Annotated in this window: 15 protein-coding genes and 2 pseudogenes; 15 read left to right on the forward strand and 2 right to left on the reverse strand. The window is 40.8% G+C overall.

Features of this window, described 5'->3' with window-relative positions:
* Nucleotides 1-134: 134 nt before the first annotated feature.
* A pseudogene (locus DB520_RS27740) lies at nucleotides 135-314 on the reverse strand (IS1634 family transposase); the annotation flags it as partial.
* Nucleotides 315-455: 141 nt separating this feature from the next.
* Between DB520_RS27740 and DB520_RS05120 the strand changes: the two are divergent.
* From DB520_RS05120 to DB520_RS05165, 9 genes are all read left to right on the forward strand, one after another.
* Nucleotides 456-953 (forward strand): hypothetical protein, encoded by a 498-nt coding sequence (locus DB520_RS05120; protein WP_114748527.1) that lies wholly within the window; start codon nucleotides 456-458, stop codon nucleotides 951-953.
* A gap of 779 nt (nucleotides 954-1,732) precedes the next feature.
* On the forward strand, nucleotides 1,733-2,158 hold the full coding sequence (locus DB520_RS05125; protein WP_232834847.1) for a GNAT family N-acetyltransferase: 426 nt from the start codon (nucleotides 1,733-1,735) through the stop codon (nucleotides 2,156-2,158).
* Between the two features lie 834 nt (nucleotides 2,159-2,992).
* Complete coding sequence (locus DB520_RS05130) at nucleotides 2,993-3,472, forward strand: N-acetyltransferase (protein WP_114748528.1); 480 nt, start codon at nucleotides 2,993-2,995, stop codon at nucleotides 3,470-3,472.
* Complete coding sequence (locus tag DB520_RS05135) at nucleotides 3,447-3,998, forward strand: hypothetical protein (RefSeq protein WP_232834848.1); 552 nt, start codon at nucleotides 3,447-3,449, stop codon at nucleotides 3,996-3,998. The genes DB520_RS05130 and DB520_RS05135 overlap by 26 nt, the downstream gene beginning before the upstream one ends.
* 501 nt (nucleotides 3,999-4,499) lie before the next feature.
* A complete protein-coding gene (locus DB520_RS05140) occupies nucleotides 4,500-5,078 on the forward strand; it encodes a Crp/Fnr family transcriptional regulator (protein WP_114748529.1) in 579 nt (192 codons plus the stop codon).
* A gap of 84 nt (nucleotides 5,079-5,162) precedes the next feature.
* Nucleotides 5,163-5,738 (forward strand): hypothetical protein, encoded by a 576-nt coding sequence (locus DB520_RS05145; RefSeq protein ID WP_114748530.1) that lies wholly within the window; start codon nucleotides 5,163-5,165, stop codon nucleotides 5,736-5,738.
* Between the two features lie 37 nt (nucleotides 5,739-5,775).
* Nucleotides 5,776-6,546, forward strand: coding sequence for a serine hydrolase domain-containing protein (locus tag DB520_RS05150; protein ID WP_114748531.1), 771 nt, complete (start codon nucleotides 5,776-5,778; stop codon nucleotides 6,544-6,546).
* Nucleotides 6,530-6,871 carry a serine hydrolase domain-containing protein gene (locus tag DB520_RS05155; RefSeq protein ID WP_157971937.1) on the forward strand — a complete coding sequence of 114 codons (342 nt, stop codon included), beginning with the start codon at nucleotides 6,530-6,532 and terminating at the stop codon, nucleotides 6,869-6,871. Before DB520_RS05150 ends, DB520_RS05155 begins: the two co-directional genes overlap by 17 nt.
* Before the next feature lie 734 nt (nucleotides 6,872-7,605).
* Entirely contained in the window at nucleotides 7,606-8,412 is an 807-nt protein-coding gene (locus DB520_RS05165) for a hypothetical protein (protein WP_114748533.1), read from the forward strand.
* Between the two features lie 97 nt (nucleotides 8,413-8,509).
* On the opposite strand, the gene DB520_RS05170 is transcribed toward DB520_RS05165, so the two are convergent.
* Complete coding sequence (locus DB520_RS05170) at nucleotides 8,510-9,415, reverse strand: YihY/virulence factor BrkB family protein (RefSeq protein ID WP_114748534.1); 906 nt, start codon at nucleotides 9,413-9,415, stop codon at nucleotides 8,510-8,512.
* A 304-nt stretch (nucleotides 9,416-9,719) separates the two neighbouring features.
* On the opposite strand from DB520_RS05170, the gene DB520_RS05175 reads away from it, so the two are divergent.
* The 6 genes and pseudogenes from DB520_RS05175 to DB520_RS05200 form a co-directional block, all read left to right on the forward strand.
* Nucleotides 9,720-10,220, forward strand: a complete 501-nt coding sequence (locus DB520_RS05175) for a hypothetical protein (RefSeq protein ID WP_114748535.1) — start codon at nucleotides 9,720-9,722, stop codon at nucleotides 10,218-10,220.
* 356 nt (nucleotides 10,221-10,576) lie between these two features.
* Nucleotides 10,577-11,563 (forward strand): helix-turn-helix transcriptional regulator, encoded by a 987-nt coding sequence (locus DB520_RS05180; protein WP_114748536.1) that lies wholly within the window; start codon nucleotides 10,577-10,579, stop codon nucleotides 11,561-11,563.
* 112 nt (nucleotides 11,564-11,675) lie between these two features.
* Nucleotides 11,676-12,230 (forward strand): cupin domain-containing protein, encoded by a 555-nt coding sequence (locus DB520_RS05185; RefSeq protein WP_114748537.1) that lies wholly within the window; start codon nucleotides 11,676-11,678, stop codon nucleotides 12,228-12,230.
* Between the two features lie 151 nt (nucleotides 12,231-12,381).
* Entirely contained in the window at nucleotides 12,382-13,311 is a 930-nt protein-coding gene (locus tag DB520_RS05190) for an NmrA/HSCARG family protein (protein WP_114748538.1), read from the forward strand.
* A 220-nt stretch (nucleotides 13,312-13,531) separates the two neighbouring features.
* On the forward strand, nucleotides 13,532-14,143 hold the full coding sequence (locus DB520_RS05195; protein ID WP_114748539.1) for a Uma2 family endonuclease: 612 nt from the start codon (nucleotides 13,532-13,534) through the stop codon (nucleotides 14,141-14,143).
* A gap of 310 nt (nucleotides 14,144-14,453) precedes the next feature.
* A pseudogene (locus DB520_RS05200) lies at nucleotides 14,454-14,747 on the forward strand (DUF4221 family protein); the annotation flags it as partial.
* Between the last annotated feature and the right edge of the window lie 34 nt (nucleotides 14,748-14,781).

The following is a 14,781-nucleotide window of genomic DNA, read 5'->3' on the forward strand; positions in this document are numbered from 1 at the left end:
GGCACCCAAAATCAAAAACCGAACATTTCTGCCAGTTTTTTTTGATTTTCGTTCAATATCAGGGTCTTTCCAATCTTTTTGCCCGAGGAGCTGAGTTTGATTTCCACTGTGTAAATTCGATTTGCTATTTCCATCTTCCTCAGTTCGTCTTCCTGATCCACTTCAAGATAAAGGGTGGTGCCATCGTAGAAGACGATATTGATGCTCCCACCGAGTATTCTCCTGGTGTGTTCAAAGCTGATCAGCTGGATTGTTTCCTTATAATTGTTGTAAAGCTTGTCCATGTACCTGTACAGGTCCTGCACGTGGAATTCTGTGAGTGTTTGCTTACATTTATGATTACCAATTTCGAAACAGACCTGAAATCGTCTGCGCAAGTTTTTAGAAATGGCTGCGTAATATAGAACCTGGATAGGAATAGTAACGTAAATGTTAAAAACAAATTCAAGCTCTATATGGAAAGATTCCTTACCCTTCCCCTTCTTCTTATATTGTTGATAGCCAGTGCCTGTCAAAATGACGAGGATACCCTTCCCTCTGTTCCCACCGCCGTAGTAGGCACCTGGGAAACGGTGGGTTTCAATGATTATATTGAATTGGATTATGTCACTACCTACGTGTTCAGGGCAGATGGGACATATACCTACAGCTCCACCCTTCGTGAAAAGGACAGTGACCTGGATTTGGGGTTTAATTTTCTGGAAAGGGGTACCTTTCGCCCAGGCTCAGAAAGCGATATGCTCAAATTGGCCCGCACCGAATTTTTTCACACACCCTTTTATGGGGAAAAATTATTTTATTCCGAGGATGAATTGCAAAGGGGCGATGTAAGGCCCGATGATGAATACCCCCTCCATTACGAAATTCGGGATAATGGCAACACCTTCTTTATACCAGGCAGATTCGAAGGAGGGGCGATAACCCCTGACATGTCTTTTGAGAGGAGAAATTAAGTTTTATCGGCACAAGGATTTCAGCGTATTGGTGGTTAAATGAAGGTTGATACATCTATCAAAGTTTTTGCTTGGTTGACAGTGTATCGCTCTGTAATCGCCACCTTTGGGTAGCTGCTAAACGCCGTGTGTGACTTGAATCATTCCTTCGGGAATGAATGTGCTTTGAAAAGGATGGAGGACTACTGGGCAACCAGTAGACAGGCCTTCCTATGGCGGCCTGAGGGCTTGCCCTGATTTTTCAGGGTTAGTTCTGAGACCTCAGGGGGCAGCCATCAAAGACGCTGCATTTGGCGGAAACGCTGGTTTGGTGAACGGCTAAGGAAAAACGGGGACAATAAGGCCTGTAGGTGGAGCTGATTCTCGATGGCTACGGGACTGTAATGGGGGTGGAGCACGGCATATGTCCGGGAGGACATTTGAGCGTGGTATGCGGGCAGGCAGCATATCCTATTTCGCCTTTATTAACAACCTTGTTCATTCAGGGGAGGATTTATGGAAAAGAAGCAGGACCACCGCTAATTAATTAAACTAGCGCATTACCTTTAAGTGGTTGTTGGTATGAGGAGCCCCCGCATTATTGCGGGGCAGGCAGTGTGAGGTGAGAGTCTCACGCACAGCCTGTCCCGTTCTACGGGAGTTCTCCCGAAAATCGGGACAAGTTGTGGGAAGGTGGGGGTGCAATTCCCCCGCCTCACCCGATTAGCGAACAGGCTATAACGATATAACTTGAAACGAAAATGGACGAACAAAAATGAGGAAATTTATTCGGAAAACGAATGACAGAAAATAAACAAATGAGAATAACAATCTCAGACAGACGAGATATTGACCTTGAAAAAATAATTGATTTGTATAAGGCAAACCAATGGAGTTCAGCGGACAAACCAACTGAATTATATAATGCATTGAAAAATTCACACTCATTGTTTTCTGCTTGGGACAAAGATAAACTAGTTGGTATAGGTAATGCTATTTCAGACGGACACTTGGTTGTTTATTATCCTCATTTACTTGTTCATCCTGACTATCAAGGCAAAGGAATTGGCCAAATGATAGTAGAAAAAATGCAAGAAAAATATGGACACTTTCATATGCAAATGCTTACAGCAGACGGAAAGGCAATTGATTTTTATCAAAAAGTTGGTTTTAAGAGAGCAGGTCAAACAGAACCAATGTGGATTTACAAAGGAGATGAACATTGACACTCTTAAATAGAATAATTCTGTAATACATTTGATAAAATATTGCTCGAAAAAACATTAGAAAAAAAATGATAACGGTGGACATAATAGAAGCCCGAACCGCTAACAGGCGTTTAGCAAAAAAGCGGGTTCAGTGTTTTTTTTGAAAGTGAAGTGCTAAGTCCAAGTTCTGTCCTTTTAATGAAGTTCAGTGCAAAAAATCCCCACCTGCGTGTAGCTGCGAAACTTGTGTGACTTGAATCATTCCTTCGGGAAAGAATGCTTTGAAATGGATGGAAGACTTCTGAGAGATCAGAAGACAGGCCCTCCGATGGCGGCCTGAGGGCCTGCCCTGATTTCTCAGGGGGCAGCCATCAAAGACGCTGCATTTAGCGGAAACGCTGGTTTGGTGAACGGCTAAGTAGTGTTGAAGCTCCTATATTGGGAGTGGAGCACGGCAAATGTCCGGGAGGACATTTGAGCGAGGAATGCGGGTAGGGAGCATACTATGTTTCTCATTCATTTACAACCTTGACTATTCAGGGGAGGATTTATGGAAAAGAGACAGGACCACCGCTAATTGATTAAATTAGTGCATTACCTTACAATGGTTATTAGTATGAAGAGCCCCCGAGGGATCTGGGCAGGCGGTGTGTGGTGAGAGTCTCACGCACAGCATGTCCTGTTTGACGGGAGTTCTCCCGAAAATCGGGACAAGTTGTGGGAACGTGGGGATGAAATTCCCCTGCGTGACCCGATTACCTACAATAACAATACTATCATTTATTTCCGTTTTTTGGAAACTATTTATATATTATTTCCATTTTTAGGAAACTTTTTTCGTATCTTTGTTGTATGATAGTTATAAGTTCTGCTAATGGGAAAGAGTACAAAGTAGAGATAGAAGCAGTTCAAGCAAATGATTATAAATCTATTACGAAAAGCCGATACTTCTTTGATTGGAAAAAAGAACAATCACAGGAGGTTTATAAAATAAAAATTGTTGGGTCAAGCGATATTCTAGGACTTGTTTCAGTTGAACGAATTCCAGAAGAATGGCGAATTCATATTAGGCTAATTACTGTATCTAAAGAAAACAAAGGAAGAGACAAAGAATATGAAAATATTGCTGGTAATCTTATCACATTCATTTCAAAAATTGCCGTTAGAGAATACGGAGAACTTGCCTGTGTATCATTAAAACCAAAGGGAGCAATAGCGCAACACTATATTGATAAATTTGGAATGAATATAACGGGAATGACTTTAAGCGTTGAAATAGCAGAAATACTAGAGTTAATTAACACTTATGATCATGATTATGGGGAAAAATAAATTCAAAGAAATTGAAGGTGCTGAATTCGGCGTAGATTCTCGCTATACTTCAAAAAAGAAGCAACTAGATGATGGCAAAGCACTTATGGAGGCTAGACTTCAAAGAATGAAGAACCTATCTTCTGACAAAATTATAAAGGCTAAATTATTACAACTAAAACTGAAGATGGAGGAGTTTATAAAAGAGCCTATCTATCAAGAGGAAAATCACTTTACAAAATTCTTGACTTCATATATTGATGCGATTTATAGCAAGAGAATTGACTTTGCTAAGGATATTGATATTGACGCTAATCTGTTAAGTAAAATAGTAAATAATCACCGTAAGCCTAAGGAAGATTTTCTATTGAGGTTGATGATCCATTCAGAAAAGACTTATAATAATATTTGTCATTTTCACAAAAAGATATGGTACCAAGTGTACTTCCAAGAAAAGCTTTCTGGGCTTATGGCGAATCAAGATCAATGGAGACCTAACGTGGAAAGACACGTTAAAATCAAAAATCTAACCAGCGTAGATGATTAAACTGTAGGTAATCGTGGATGGCCGCAGGCCATAAGCCTGCGGAGTACTCCTCACTATTTATCCCGAGCATCGGGACGGGGCAGGCAAGGGCAGGCAGTCCCCCACGCTGCATCTTGGCCCCTCGTTAGCCCCGACAGCCGTACGGGTCTAAAAAGGTCATTTCTTAACACCCAGTCCCAGTTCACTGGATTGTAGGTTGCGCCCGCCTGAATGACAAAGTCGGGCAGTATTTGAGGTAATAGGAAATCGAGTATGAATCAATCGCCATTCGTAGCGATCCTTATCAAACATGCGAGATTCCCCGAATCTATTCCGGGGCAGGCTATCCCGACCTTCGGTGCGGGACAAGTTGTGTCAGTCTCACCCGCAGCCTGTCCCGTTTTACGGGAGTTCTGTGGGAAGGAAGGGGTGAATTGAAATTCACGAACGCCTTAGAATAATGAAAAAGAGTGAGTATATTCCCCTACCTTACCCAGTTACCTGCAAGCAAAACCAAATAGAATGACCGATCAAATAAAAATCGAGGAAATCATAAATTCAATTTATCAGGTTTCATCTGCTTCTCGTGCAAAAATCACCTCCGCCATGGAAATTGAATTTTTTGAAATGGGATTTGATTTTATTTCAGTAAATAAGAAAAACATTAAGGAGTATTTTGTATTGGAAGGTATTTGTGGAAGTTATATAACCAATCCTGATGGAGATAAGGTTTTTATTTCTTTTTTTCCTGAAAAATCTATTCTTTCGCCTTTCACCACAAGAACCTCAAAGGGGTTTTCTCTTATAACAATTAAGGCATTGACCAATATGAAAATAGGTAGTATAAATGCTGAGGTCTTTGAAAAATTGATGGTGGAAGATCTTGAGATAAGAGAATTTGCAAATACCGTTTTGAGAAACGAATTGAAAAAGAAGGTTGAAAAAGAAATTGGTTTTGCATCTTTATCGGCTAAAGAGCGGTTAATTAAGTTAAGACAAGAGCTCCCGTATCTAGAAAATATTATTCCCCATCCCTATATTGCCTCTTACTTAGGAATCACGAATGTTTCATTGAGCAGACTAAGAAAAGAAATTCGATAACCACAATTCATTTTAACAAATGATAATGGAACTCAGCTGATCAGCCTCCAACTTTGCATCATCGTTTAACTCTAAAACAAAAAAATGCAAAGGATATCATTAATATTGGCTCTGTTATTAGCTCTGAATTTTCATGCTCAGTCTCAAAGTAATTTGATTGCACTGGAAATAGACCCCGCTCCTTATTTACTTAACGGATATTCAGTAAGCTTGAAATACAGTTCAAAAAAATTGCCTAAGGTTTCATTGATGGGCTCAATCTTTTCTTCGGATTTCCCTGATGCCATGATGGCAAAATCGAATAAAGAGAAGGGATGGGTAAACATGAAATTCAGACCAAGTTACGCACTTTTCGCAGATTATTATTTGAACAAAGACAGGAAAGGATTTCATTTTGGCCCTTCTGTCTTCTTCTACAACAAAAGCGTAACGCTTGAGCCGTATAAAAGGGAAATCGACCATTCCACTATATATCCAAACCTAAGAATCGCATATATCTATTATCCATTTAAAAATATAGGCTTATACTTAAATCCTTATCTGAATTTTGGGTCTGAAATAAACACAAAAGGGCCACATTCTATTGATGGAGTGAAATTTGAGCCAGCAAAATTTCACTATGTTGCTGCATTGCATATTGGCTATAGTATAAGACTATAAACAAAATTCAGCTGTGATAAGATTACTAGTTACCTTTATGATCACAACCATTATGTACTGTAATACAATTTCAAAAAACGAAACTGCTATTGAAACTTTGTTAAAAAGAGAAGTAGAACAAGGTAATACACCTTCTGTACAATACTTTTTGTTTGATAAAGACAGTGTAATTTACAAATTCCAAATTGGGTATGCTGACATTAAAAACAGAAAATTAGTAGATGAAAGCACCACCTATAATGCCTATTCTGTTACAAAAACCTTTACTGCTCTCGCCATACAACAATTAGCAGAAAAGAACTTAATTGATATTGATGAGCCCGTGAAAGCATATCTTCCAGAACTCCCTTATTCAGAACATATTACTATACGGCAATTGCTCAGTCATTCATCTGGTATTCCAAATCCAATTCCCTTGAATTGGATTCATTTAACTTCAGAGCATAAATCATTTAACAGTAATGACTTTTTTGAAGAAATTATTCGAAGGAATAGCAAAGTCAAATTAAAGCCCAATGAGAAGTTTGCTTATTCCAATATTGGGTATGTTTTACTTGGACAGCTGATTGAAAAGATTTCTGGGCTTAGTTACGAAGAGTATATTAATATAATGATAATCAAAAAAATTAATCTTGAACCACATGAACTTGGTTTTATTATCACAAATCAAGATGGTCATGCCAAAGGTTATCAAAAAATACTAAGCCTGACCAATATTATGTTAGGATTGTTTGTGGATAAATCAAAGTATATGACCAAGGCTGAAGGCAATTGGAAACGCTTATGGAGGTTTGATTGGAACTCCTAATGGTTTTGTAAAATATGCCCAAGAACTCCTAAAGCCCAATACTACCCTTATTTCAGATAATTATAAAAGTTTGTTATTTAACGAAAACCGTACAAACGATGGGAAAGCTACAGGTATGTGTCTTTCCTGGTTTAAAGGTAGTTTGAAAGGAAACACGTACTTTACCCATGCAGGTGGAGGTGGTGGATATTATTGTGAAATTAGAATTTACCCAGACAGTGGAATTGGAAGTGTAATTATGTTTAACAGGACTGGTATGTCAGACGAAAGATTTTTGAATAAACTTGACAACTATTTTGTTGATGAAAAGAATTCCAGCAGGTAATGGGTAGCCCGACCCGATCCAAACGGATCAGGTTGACGCTGTCACTATTTATCCAGAGCCTCGGGGTCGGGGCCCATTGGACAAAAAAGATTTTTTTGAATTCCGAAATGATCTAAAAACCAGAAGAGTTATAGAACGGAATTTAGAAATAATCGGTAAGGCGGTGAACTGAATCCTTAAGGTAAATCCCGATATTCAGATCAAAAGAGATTAATGCAGGTCTAGTGTAAGGGAAGTATTATGCAAGGCAATTCAAAAATTATGGTTTTTTTTCCTGCTCAATTAGGCAATTTCTACTTGTATAAATAATTTATTGCCAGGTTCCCTTACCATATCTCACCATGCTATTGGCACAAAGTTTAGTTTAATTTCTGCTTTTTTATACAGAATTTATTACATTGGGCGGTAAATCTTTTTAAAAATGAGTGGTAGAAGGGTATTATGCGGTGTAGCACCTTGATTTTCAGTAGCATTCAATTAGCTTTTAATCCCGATTTGCTTTTTTTAAAGAGATGCTTCCCAACGGTTCAGGATTGGGGATAAATATTTTGTATTAAGTAAAGGGGAACAAAAATTCAATAAGCTAACAGCATTTGATAAAAATGGAAAAAACGTCGGGAAAATTTATGAGTTGGCGTTCATTGGCAAAAAAGAAGTATCAGTAAATTTTTAATTTTTAAGGCAAATCCCTAAAATCCTTTTGACAGGATAGGGGTAATAAAAACTATTAAATTATGAAGACATTTACAAAATTAATGTTAGGAGTAATTATTTTGTGCCATTCAGGATGTGGTACACTAAAAGTTTATGAGGCAACTGTAACATCTAACAGCCCTTCCAAAAATGAAGTTACGAAAACTAATGCTTTACAGGATTTTTTAAGAGACAATCCAAAGCCAAAAGTTGTACTACGGGTGCCTTCCCCTACTCATGATGTCACTTCTGCTGAACAAAATAAGTTAACTAGATACTATAATCTGATTGAAAGAGAGTTCCTAAAATCCGGGTATACTGTAAGAGACAGGGGCTTGTTAACGCAACTATTAAGGAACGGTCAAGTCACTTATGATGAAATATCCCGTCAAATTGATACGGATTTAATTATCGAAGTATTGGATATTGACTTATGTAACGATTATTCTGTGTATAATTTTTCGATTCCGATGAGAAACAATGAAACGTATAGACTTTCGGAGTTTCAAGGTCTTGGTAATAGCATCAACTGTATGTATGGAAAATTAGAAGTTCGTGTGAGCATAGTACATTCAGGCGAACTAGGAGGAATAGTTAAAACGCATCATTCAAATTGTGATGGGGGTAACAAATTTTACTTTAGAGCTCTTGAAAAAGGATCTGGAGAATTAAAGAAGGATGTAAGTGCCAATAACCTAAGAAAAAGAGCAAGGGTCACCTGGTATAATACGGGCAAATGGTATAGTAAATTGACTTCTAACTATATATGTACGGATGAAAAAGGGCAAGAGGAAAATATTGAAATGCTAACAAAAGGGCTTATTAAGGAACTAATCATTTCAGAATAACCCATTTTAAATAGCTAAAAATTTTACAAATGTTTGTGGTAATAGAGGAAAAATGGCACCTTCTTGAACTTAATTACTCATATGTCACGGAAAAGAACTAATCCAGTACATTTTGGTTATCTCTTACCTCCTTAAATTTATAGGCATAGGTTGCGGGTGCTATGGGTTTGCCACGATCATAGGAATAGGCCTTGGTGAAACTGGCTCCAAATAGAAATACCAGGGAGGAATAGAAGATCCACAGCAATACCACGACTATGGAAGCCACCACATCATAAAAATCCTCCAGGTCACGTTTCACCACAAACTCCCAGAGTAAAAAATATCCAATTATGATCAATATCGAAGTCACCAAAGCCCCGACAAAGGTGGGGCCCCACTGAATCTGTACTGCCGGAAGCACTTTGTACAACAGGCTGAACCATAGGAACACCAAAACAGCGGTGATAGTATTGACAAGAATGGAGGTAAGGGTCCAATTTCCCTCCCCTCCGCCTGAACCCAACAGCAGTTCCAGGAACCATTCCACCGCCACAGAGGAAAAGAGCAGTATACCTGATCCCATTACTAGGAAGAAGGTCAGGATTCGTTCCATCCAAATCCTTTCCCATGGGTTGTCAAAATCAGGTTTTACCCGCCATAGGTCATTGAGGGAGTTTTGAAAAAGCCGAAAAAGCTGTGTGGAAAGCCAGAAGATGACCACTGAATAAAGGAGCTGGGAGAAAACACTCTCTGCTGCTTGTTCCTTATAATTCTCAGTGATCACCACCACGATATTGGCACCCTCTTCCCCGACTACGTTGGACAGCTGCTCCTTGAGTTCGCCAAGTATGTACTCTACCGAAAAGAAGATGCTAAAGAAATAGACGATAATGAGCAGCATGGAAGGCAGCGCAAACAGGGAAAAGTAAGCAATGGCTGAGGCAAACTTCACGGGGTGGTTTTCCGAAAAAATGTGGAAGGAAGTTTTGGAAAGGGATAGGCACTTTTTTAGAAAGCTCATGGATAGTTGGTCTGGGTAGGGCTAAACAGGAAATTAGCAAAAATTGATCCAAGGATGGAAGGGGGGGTGCCGCGAATGCAGGAATGGTTTTTCTCAAAATTTGAGGATACTCCTCTTTTTTTCGGATAGTTTAAAATGGGTGTAGCCACTAATGCTATTATTTGGGATCCAAATAGCCGTGCCCCTGCCTATCTTCAAGGGTAGGTTTGTGGCAGCATTTTGTTGAAAAACTCGTCTATTGTAAAAATAGAGTAACCAAGCACTGCACATCTCCGTAAAAATTAAAAACAAATTCAACATCACTATGAAACAAGTCCTTACCCTTTCCCTTCTTATTATGTTGCTTATTTTCAGTTCCTGTCAGGATGACGAGGATCCCCAACCTGGTGTTCCCTCCATGGTCTTGGGTACCTGGGAAATGGTCGGTTTTAATGATTACTTGGAACTGGATTATGTCACTACTTTGCAATTTAGGGCAGATGGCACTTATACCTACAGTTCCACCCTACGGGAGAAGGACACTGACCTTGACTTAGGGTACAATTTTCTGGAAAGGGGAACATTCAGGGCAGGTTCAGAAGAAAATATGCTCAAATTGCTTCGTACAGAATTTCTTCACAAGCCTTATGGTGCGGAAAAACTATTTTATTCCGAAGAAGAATTGGATAAGGGCCATATTGAGCCCAATCAGGAAAGTCCTCTAAATTACGAAATTCGGGATAATGGAAATACTTTCCTGCTCCCCGGTGGGATTGTCGGGGGTGATGTTATTGTCGAAGATAGGTTCTTTGAGCGAAGAAATTAGGATACAGCGAGAATGGAGGATTTTGCGGGCAACCTTTAAGACGTTTTAAACGTGCTGGCTGGATCCGACTTAAGGTAAATTAGGTATTGAAAATTTTGAAAGCAGCTATATCCGGAGCTTCCGGTATAGCTGCTATTTTTTCCACCTATACTGGCGTTAGCCTTCCTAAGAAAACACTGAAACTACGTTAGGAATAGCATGCATTTTCCAGAGAAAAAAAATTAGGTCAAGAACAAAACTAATATATCATCAAAGTGAATTTCCAACTATATTTGTAAACCATTGGCCTACAAATACTAACATAGGGTAGGGGTAATGCAAAGGAGGTGTGTTTAATAGCTATATAATATAGTGGAATGAACCTTTCATTGATCAGTTTTGAAAACACCTCCACGGTGGACATTGAGGGTCAATCCCCCAACTACCCAAACCATGACCCTGTCATGGAGCAGAAACTGGCTTTTCAGGATCCTTCTTTGGGAAGCATTGATTGCCGGCTCATCGCCACGCCAAATGTCTCCCTGCTCTCCGGCATCATCCAGCTCCGCCAATCCGTACGACTGAAGACTGCCACACCGGACAACAGCATCAACTTCCCCTTTATGCTGGAAGGAAGCATCGTTTCCCATTTTTACAACTTTCCTAAAAAACAACAACTTCCCCAGAATTCGCACAATGCCATTCACCTGGTCCATACCGAAGGGGAACATTACCTTCCGGTGGGGAAATTGCATACCTTTCATATCAATGTTGGCAGCACTTATTTCTACGACAATTTCATATCGGAAGACAAGATCACTGACCGTTTCAAAAACGGCATCGCCACCAGGAACTCCACAGTAGCTTCCAATCAGCCCGGGTTTATTCATCATGAGATGAAAAACACCATTAAACACATGTTGGAAAACCCCTACCAGGGTGCCATGAAAAGGATGTTTTTGGAGATAAAAAGCCTGGAACTCATTACCATGCAAATCCATCAACTTTGCAACCTTTCTCTCCGTCCCCTCCCAATGGGTGCCAAAAACAAAGAATTGGCCTTTGGGGTCAAGGAATTCCTGGAGCAGCAATTTCTGGCTGCCTGGACCTTGGAGGAGTTGGCCAGGAAATTCGGTACCAATATTCAAACTTTGAAGACTTCCTTCAAGGCGACCTTTGGAATGAGTATTTTCTCCTATTACCAACAACTCCGCATGGAATTTGCCAAGCACATGCTATTGGAACAAAAACACCCTATCCTCGAAATCAGTGAGTGGTTGGGTTACAGTCACCAAAACCATTTTTCTACCGCGTTTAAGAAGCATTTTGGCTTTTCCCCCTCAGCCACCAAGCCTCCGCGGTAAGCCGTTCCACTATTTCTCTTTGCGTATAAGGTGTTTCTTCTTACGTATAAGCGGTTTGTGCCCAGTGATTTAGCTTTGTGTCATCAAATCAACCAAAGTTAATAGTAAAAAAATGGCACACACAAATCAAATCATCGAAAGTAAAACCTACGGCGACAAAGCCAAATTTCTGGTCACCGCAGCCGATTCCAAGGGAGCCTTGCTAAAAGCTCAGGTGTGGATTCAACCCGGAGCCGCCGGTCCACCGGAACACTACCACCCCATACAAAGTGAAAGCTTTGAGGTGGTAAAGGGCCAACTCAACCTGACCCATAAGGGAAAGCAACTGGTCCTCCTGCCTGGGGAAAAATTCACGGTGGAACCCAATGTGCTGCACAAATGGTCCAACGCCGGAACGGAAGAATTAGTGGCCATCGTGGAGTTGAGGCCAGCGTTGAAAACAGAATATTTTCTGGAAAGCATGTATGCCTTGGACCAACAGGGGAAACTGGACAAAAAAGGATTGCCAAACCCCCTGCAGTTTGCAGCCATCCTGCATGAATGCTACGGGGAACTATTTGTGATAAGCCCACCCATCTTCGTCCAAAAAATAATGGCCAAAGTAGTAGGCAGACTGGCCAAGTGGTTGGGTTTCAGAGGCCATATTCCTTTTCCTGGCCTCAATTAAACAAAAAGATGAAATCGAGCCTGCCTGGACGGCAGTCAGGCATGAGGAGAAACTCACATGTAGGGATGATAATAATCATGCGATATTCTCCCGATCCCGATAGCTATCGGGACGGGGCAAGTTATGAACGCTAAAAGACAATTATAGAAACATGAAAACGTTAGAAACGATTGCTCCTAAAAGAACCATTGTGGTTTGTGGGGCCACAGGTACCCAAGGCGGGTCTGTGATCAGGCAGCTATTGGAAACAGAAAACCTCTGGCATATTGTAGCCCTTACCCGGGACGATAAATCATCCAAGGCCCAAACGCTAAAGGAATTGGGTGTGGAAGTGAAAAAGGCCAATTTTGAAACCAAGGAGCCACTCATAAACGCCTTTAAGGGTGCCGATGCGGTTTTCGGGGTGACCCAGCCCTGGTCCGAGGACAACAAACATTGTTATCCGGAGAAGGAAATCCAACAGGGGAGAAACATTGTGGACGCATGTGTGGCCAATAAGGTTCCTCATTTGCTTTTCAGCTCTGTGCTGAATTTCACCGAAAAGAAATTCAAAATGCTCCACGTGGAGAGCAAATTCATCATTGAAGATTACCTGATCTCCAGTGGACAACCCTATACGCTACTCCGGTTGCCACAATTTATGGACAATCTGGGTTCTCATTTCTTTCCGGTAAAGAAGGGGCTTATCAAAGGGTTTATTGATGCCGATGCCAAGGTACCCTATATTTCTTCCGGGGATATAGGAAAGCTAGCCCTTCATATATTCCTACAACCGGAAAAATACCTGAACAAGGAAGTCAGCGTGATCGGAGATATGGTTTCCGGGATTGAGTTGGGCAGAATGATGGAAAGCATCAGGGAGGGGGAAAAATTCAGGTACAAGTCCGTACCTCGCTTCTTGATCCGGCTATTTGCGAAAGAATTCTATCCCATGCGTCAGTTTTATGAGACGTACGGCAGGCCTCCATTCCTGCAGGTTCCGGAGAGGGTTTTCCACGAAACCCGGGAAAATCCATTCCGCCTTACGAGCATGAAGGAGTTTTTGATTGAAAAAGGTTTCCATACCAGGGCATTGGGGTAAGCCATCTATTTGCAGCCGGTCAAATGGATACTTCCAGATTCAGAAGGAAGGATCCATTTTTTTTATGACCAGGTCATTCAGCAGTGCTTATGCGGATGACAGAGAGTGTGTGCATAGGTATCCGAAAAGTCATTTTCAGAAATCCTTGGAAGTGAAAAATACCAGGAAACTTTATGGGGAATTGGTTTCCGAAAATAGTCCAATATGATTAAATTTAATCATGGAACAGGACAAAGAAAAGGCCATACTCAAAGAACCTGATATCAGCTACGGTGGGTATACCTATGCGGAATACCTGACCTGGAATATGGAGGAAATGGTGGAGCTGATCAAAGGAAAAGTATTTAAAAAAGCGGCTGCTGCACCAAAAAGGATACACCAAAAAGCTGCTGCCTCTTTGGGAACCAAGTTGTTTAACTTTTTGGAGGGTCATATTTGTGAGGTTTATTTTGCTCCATTTGATGTCCGTCTTCCTGTAAAATCCAAAAAAGACGATAAGGTCAACACCGTTGTCCAGCCGGATATCTGTGTAGTCTGCGATCCGGAGAAACTGGATGACAGGGGCTGTATTGGTGCCCCGGATCTTGTGGTGGAAATTATGTCCCTTGGGAACAAGCAACTGGAACTCCAATACAAGTATGAAGTTTATGAGGAGTCAGGAGTAAAAGAGTATTGGCTTTTGGATCCAGATGCACTGACCTCGCTGGTTTATAACCTGGTCAACGGGAAATACCAACCTTCCAAGTTAATGACCACAGGGGATATTGTCAAGTCTATGGTTATCAAAGGATTTAAATTGGACTTGGAGGAATTTTTTGGGGATCTTTCGTGAAGCAGTGACCTCTTTTCAACCTTTCCATTTCGCAATCACTTGGAAAAGCATTGTTTTCCATGGGAAATAACCACCCGGTTAAGAGAGATTCTTGAGGAAATAATACCGCAGCTCGGGGAAGAGTTTGAACTTTTCTACCAAGTCTAAAGGCATATAACCAAAACCGAAAATAATCAAGGATTAACTTTTTAGTTTGATTTTAATTATTTAGTTTTATTTATTGCCCTATCTGAATTGGTCGCCGATATAGGGGCGATTCTATTCCTTATGTACAGGGCATATATAGAGTGTTGTCACCTCCAATTCCTATCGTGAGCTGGCCTATGATGAGGAGAATAAATTGCTCTACCGCCTGGCTTATCGTGGCGTGGATTATACAGGGCCAGATGGGCAAAGGAGAAACTGGGACAACAAGCCTCCTTCGTTGATCATCATCAATAGCGACTTCGAGAAAGTGGGTGAGGTGGACCTTCCGGTAAATACCATTTATACCCGGATGTACTTTACCCATAATGGCAAACTGTACCTTTCCCTAAACCATCCCGACAACAACCCCTCCGAGGATGAAATGGTATTTGTGGGGTTTAAGCCGGAGAAGCTGTAAGGGACTGCAAATCCCGAACAGCGGCTAAACCTAG

The sequence above is a fragment of the Pleomorphovibrio marinus genome (assembly GCF_003347495.1).
GTDB classification, from domain to species: Bacteria; Bacteroidota; Bacteroidia; order Cytophagales; family Cyclobacteriaceae; genus Pleomorphovibrio; species Pleomorphovibrio marinus.

Coding starts and splice junctions, on each gene's coding strand:
- DB520_RS05120 (WP_114748527.1), top strand. CDS start 456: ATGGAAAGATTCCTTACCCTTCCCCTTCTTCTTATATTGTTGATAGCC.
- DB520_RS05125 (WP_232834847.1), top strand. CDS start 1,733: ATGACAGAAAATAAACAAATGAGAATAACAATCTCAGACAGACGAGAT.
- DB520_RS05130 (WP_114748528.1), top strand. CDS start 2,993: ATGATAGTTATAAGTTCTGCTAATGGGAAAGAGTACAAAGTAGAGATA.
- DB520_RS05135 (WP_232834848.1), top strand. CDS start 3,447: ATGATCATGATTATGGGGAAAAATAAATTCAAAGAAATTGAAGGTGCT.
- DB520_RS05140 (WP_114748529.1), top strand. CDS start 4,500: ATGACCGATCAAATAAAAATCGAGGAAATCATAAATTCAATTTATCAG.
- DB520_RS05145 (WP_114748530.1), top strand. CDS start 5,163: ATGCAAAGGATATCATTAATATTGGCTCTGTTATTAGCTCTGAATTTT.
- DB520_RS05150 (WP_114748531.1), top strand. CDS start 5,776: ATGATCACAACCATTATGTACTGTAATACAATTTCAAAAAACGAAACT.
- DB520_RS05165 (WP_114748533.1), top strand. CDS start 7,606: ATGAAGACATTTACAAAATTAATGTTAGGAGTAATTATTTTGTGCCAT.
- DB520_RS05170 (WP_114748534.1), bottom strand. CDS start 9,415: ATGAGCTTTCTAAAAAAGTGCCTATCCCTTTCCAAAACTTCCTTCCAC.
- DB520_RS05175 (WP_114748535.1), top strand. CDS start 9,720: ATGAAACAAGTCCTTACCCTTTCCCTTCTTATTATGTTGCTTATTTTC.
- DB520_RS05180 (WP_114748536.1), top strand. CDS start 10,577: ATGAACCTTTCATTGATCAGTTTTGAAAACACCTCCACGGTGGACATT.
- DB520_RS05185 (WP_114748537.1), top strand. CDS start 11,676: ATGGCACACACAAATCAAATCATCGAAAGTAAAACCTACGGCGACAAA.
- DB520_RS05190 (WP_114748538.1), top strand. CDS start 12,382: ATGAAAACGTTAGAAACGATTGCTCCTAAAAGAACCATTGTGGTTTGT.
- DB520_RS05195 (WP_114748539.1), top strand. CDS start 13,532: ATGGAACAGGACAAAGAAAAGGCCATACTCAAAGAACCTGATATCAGC.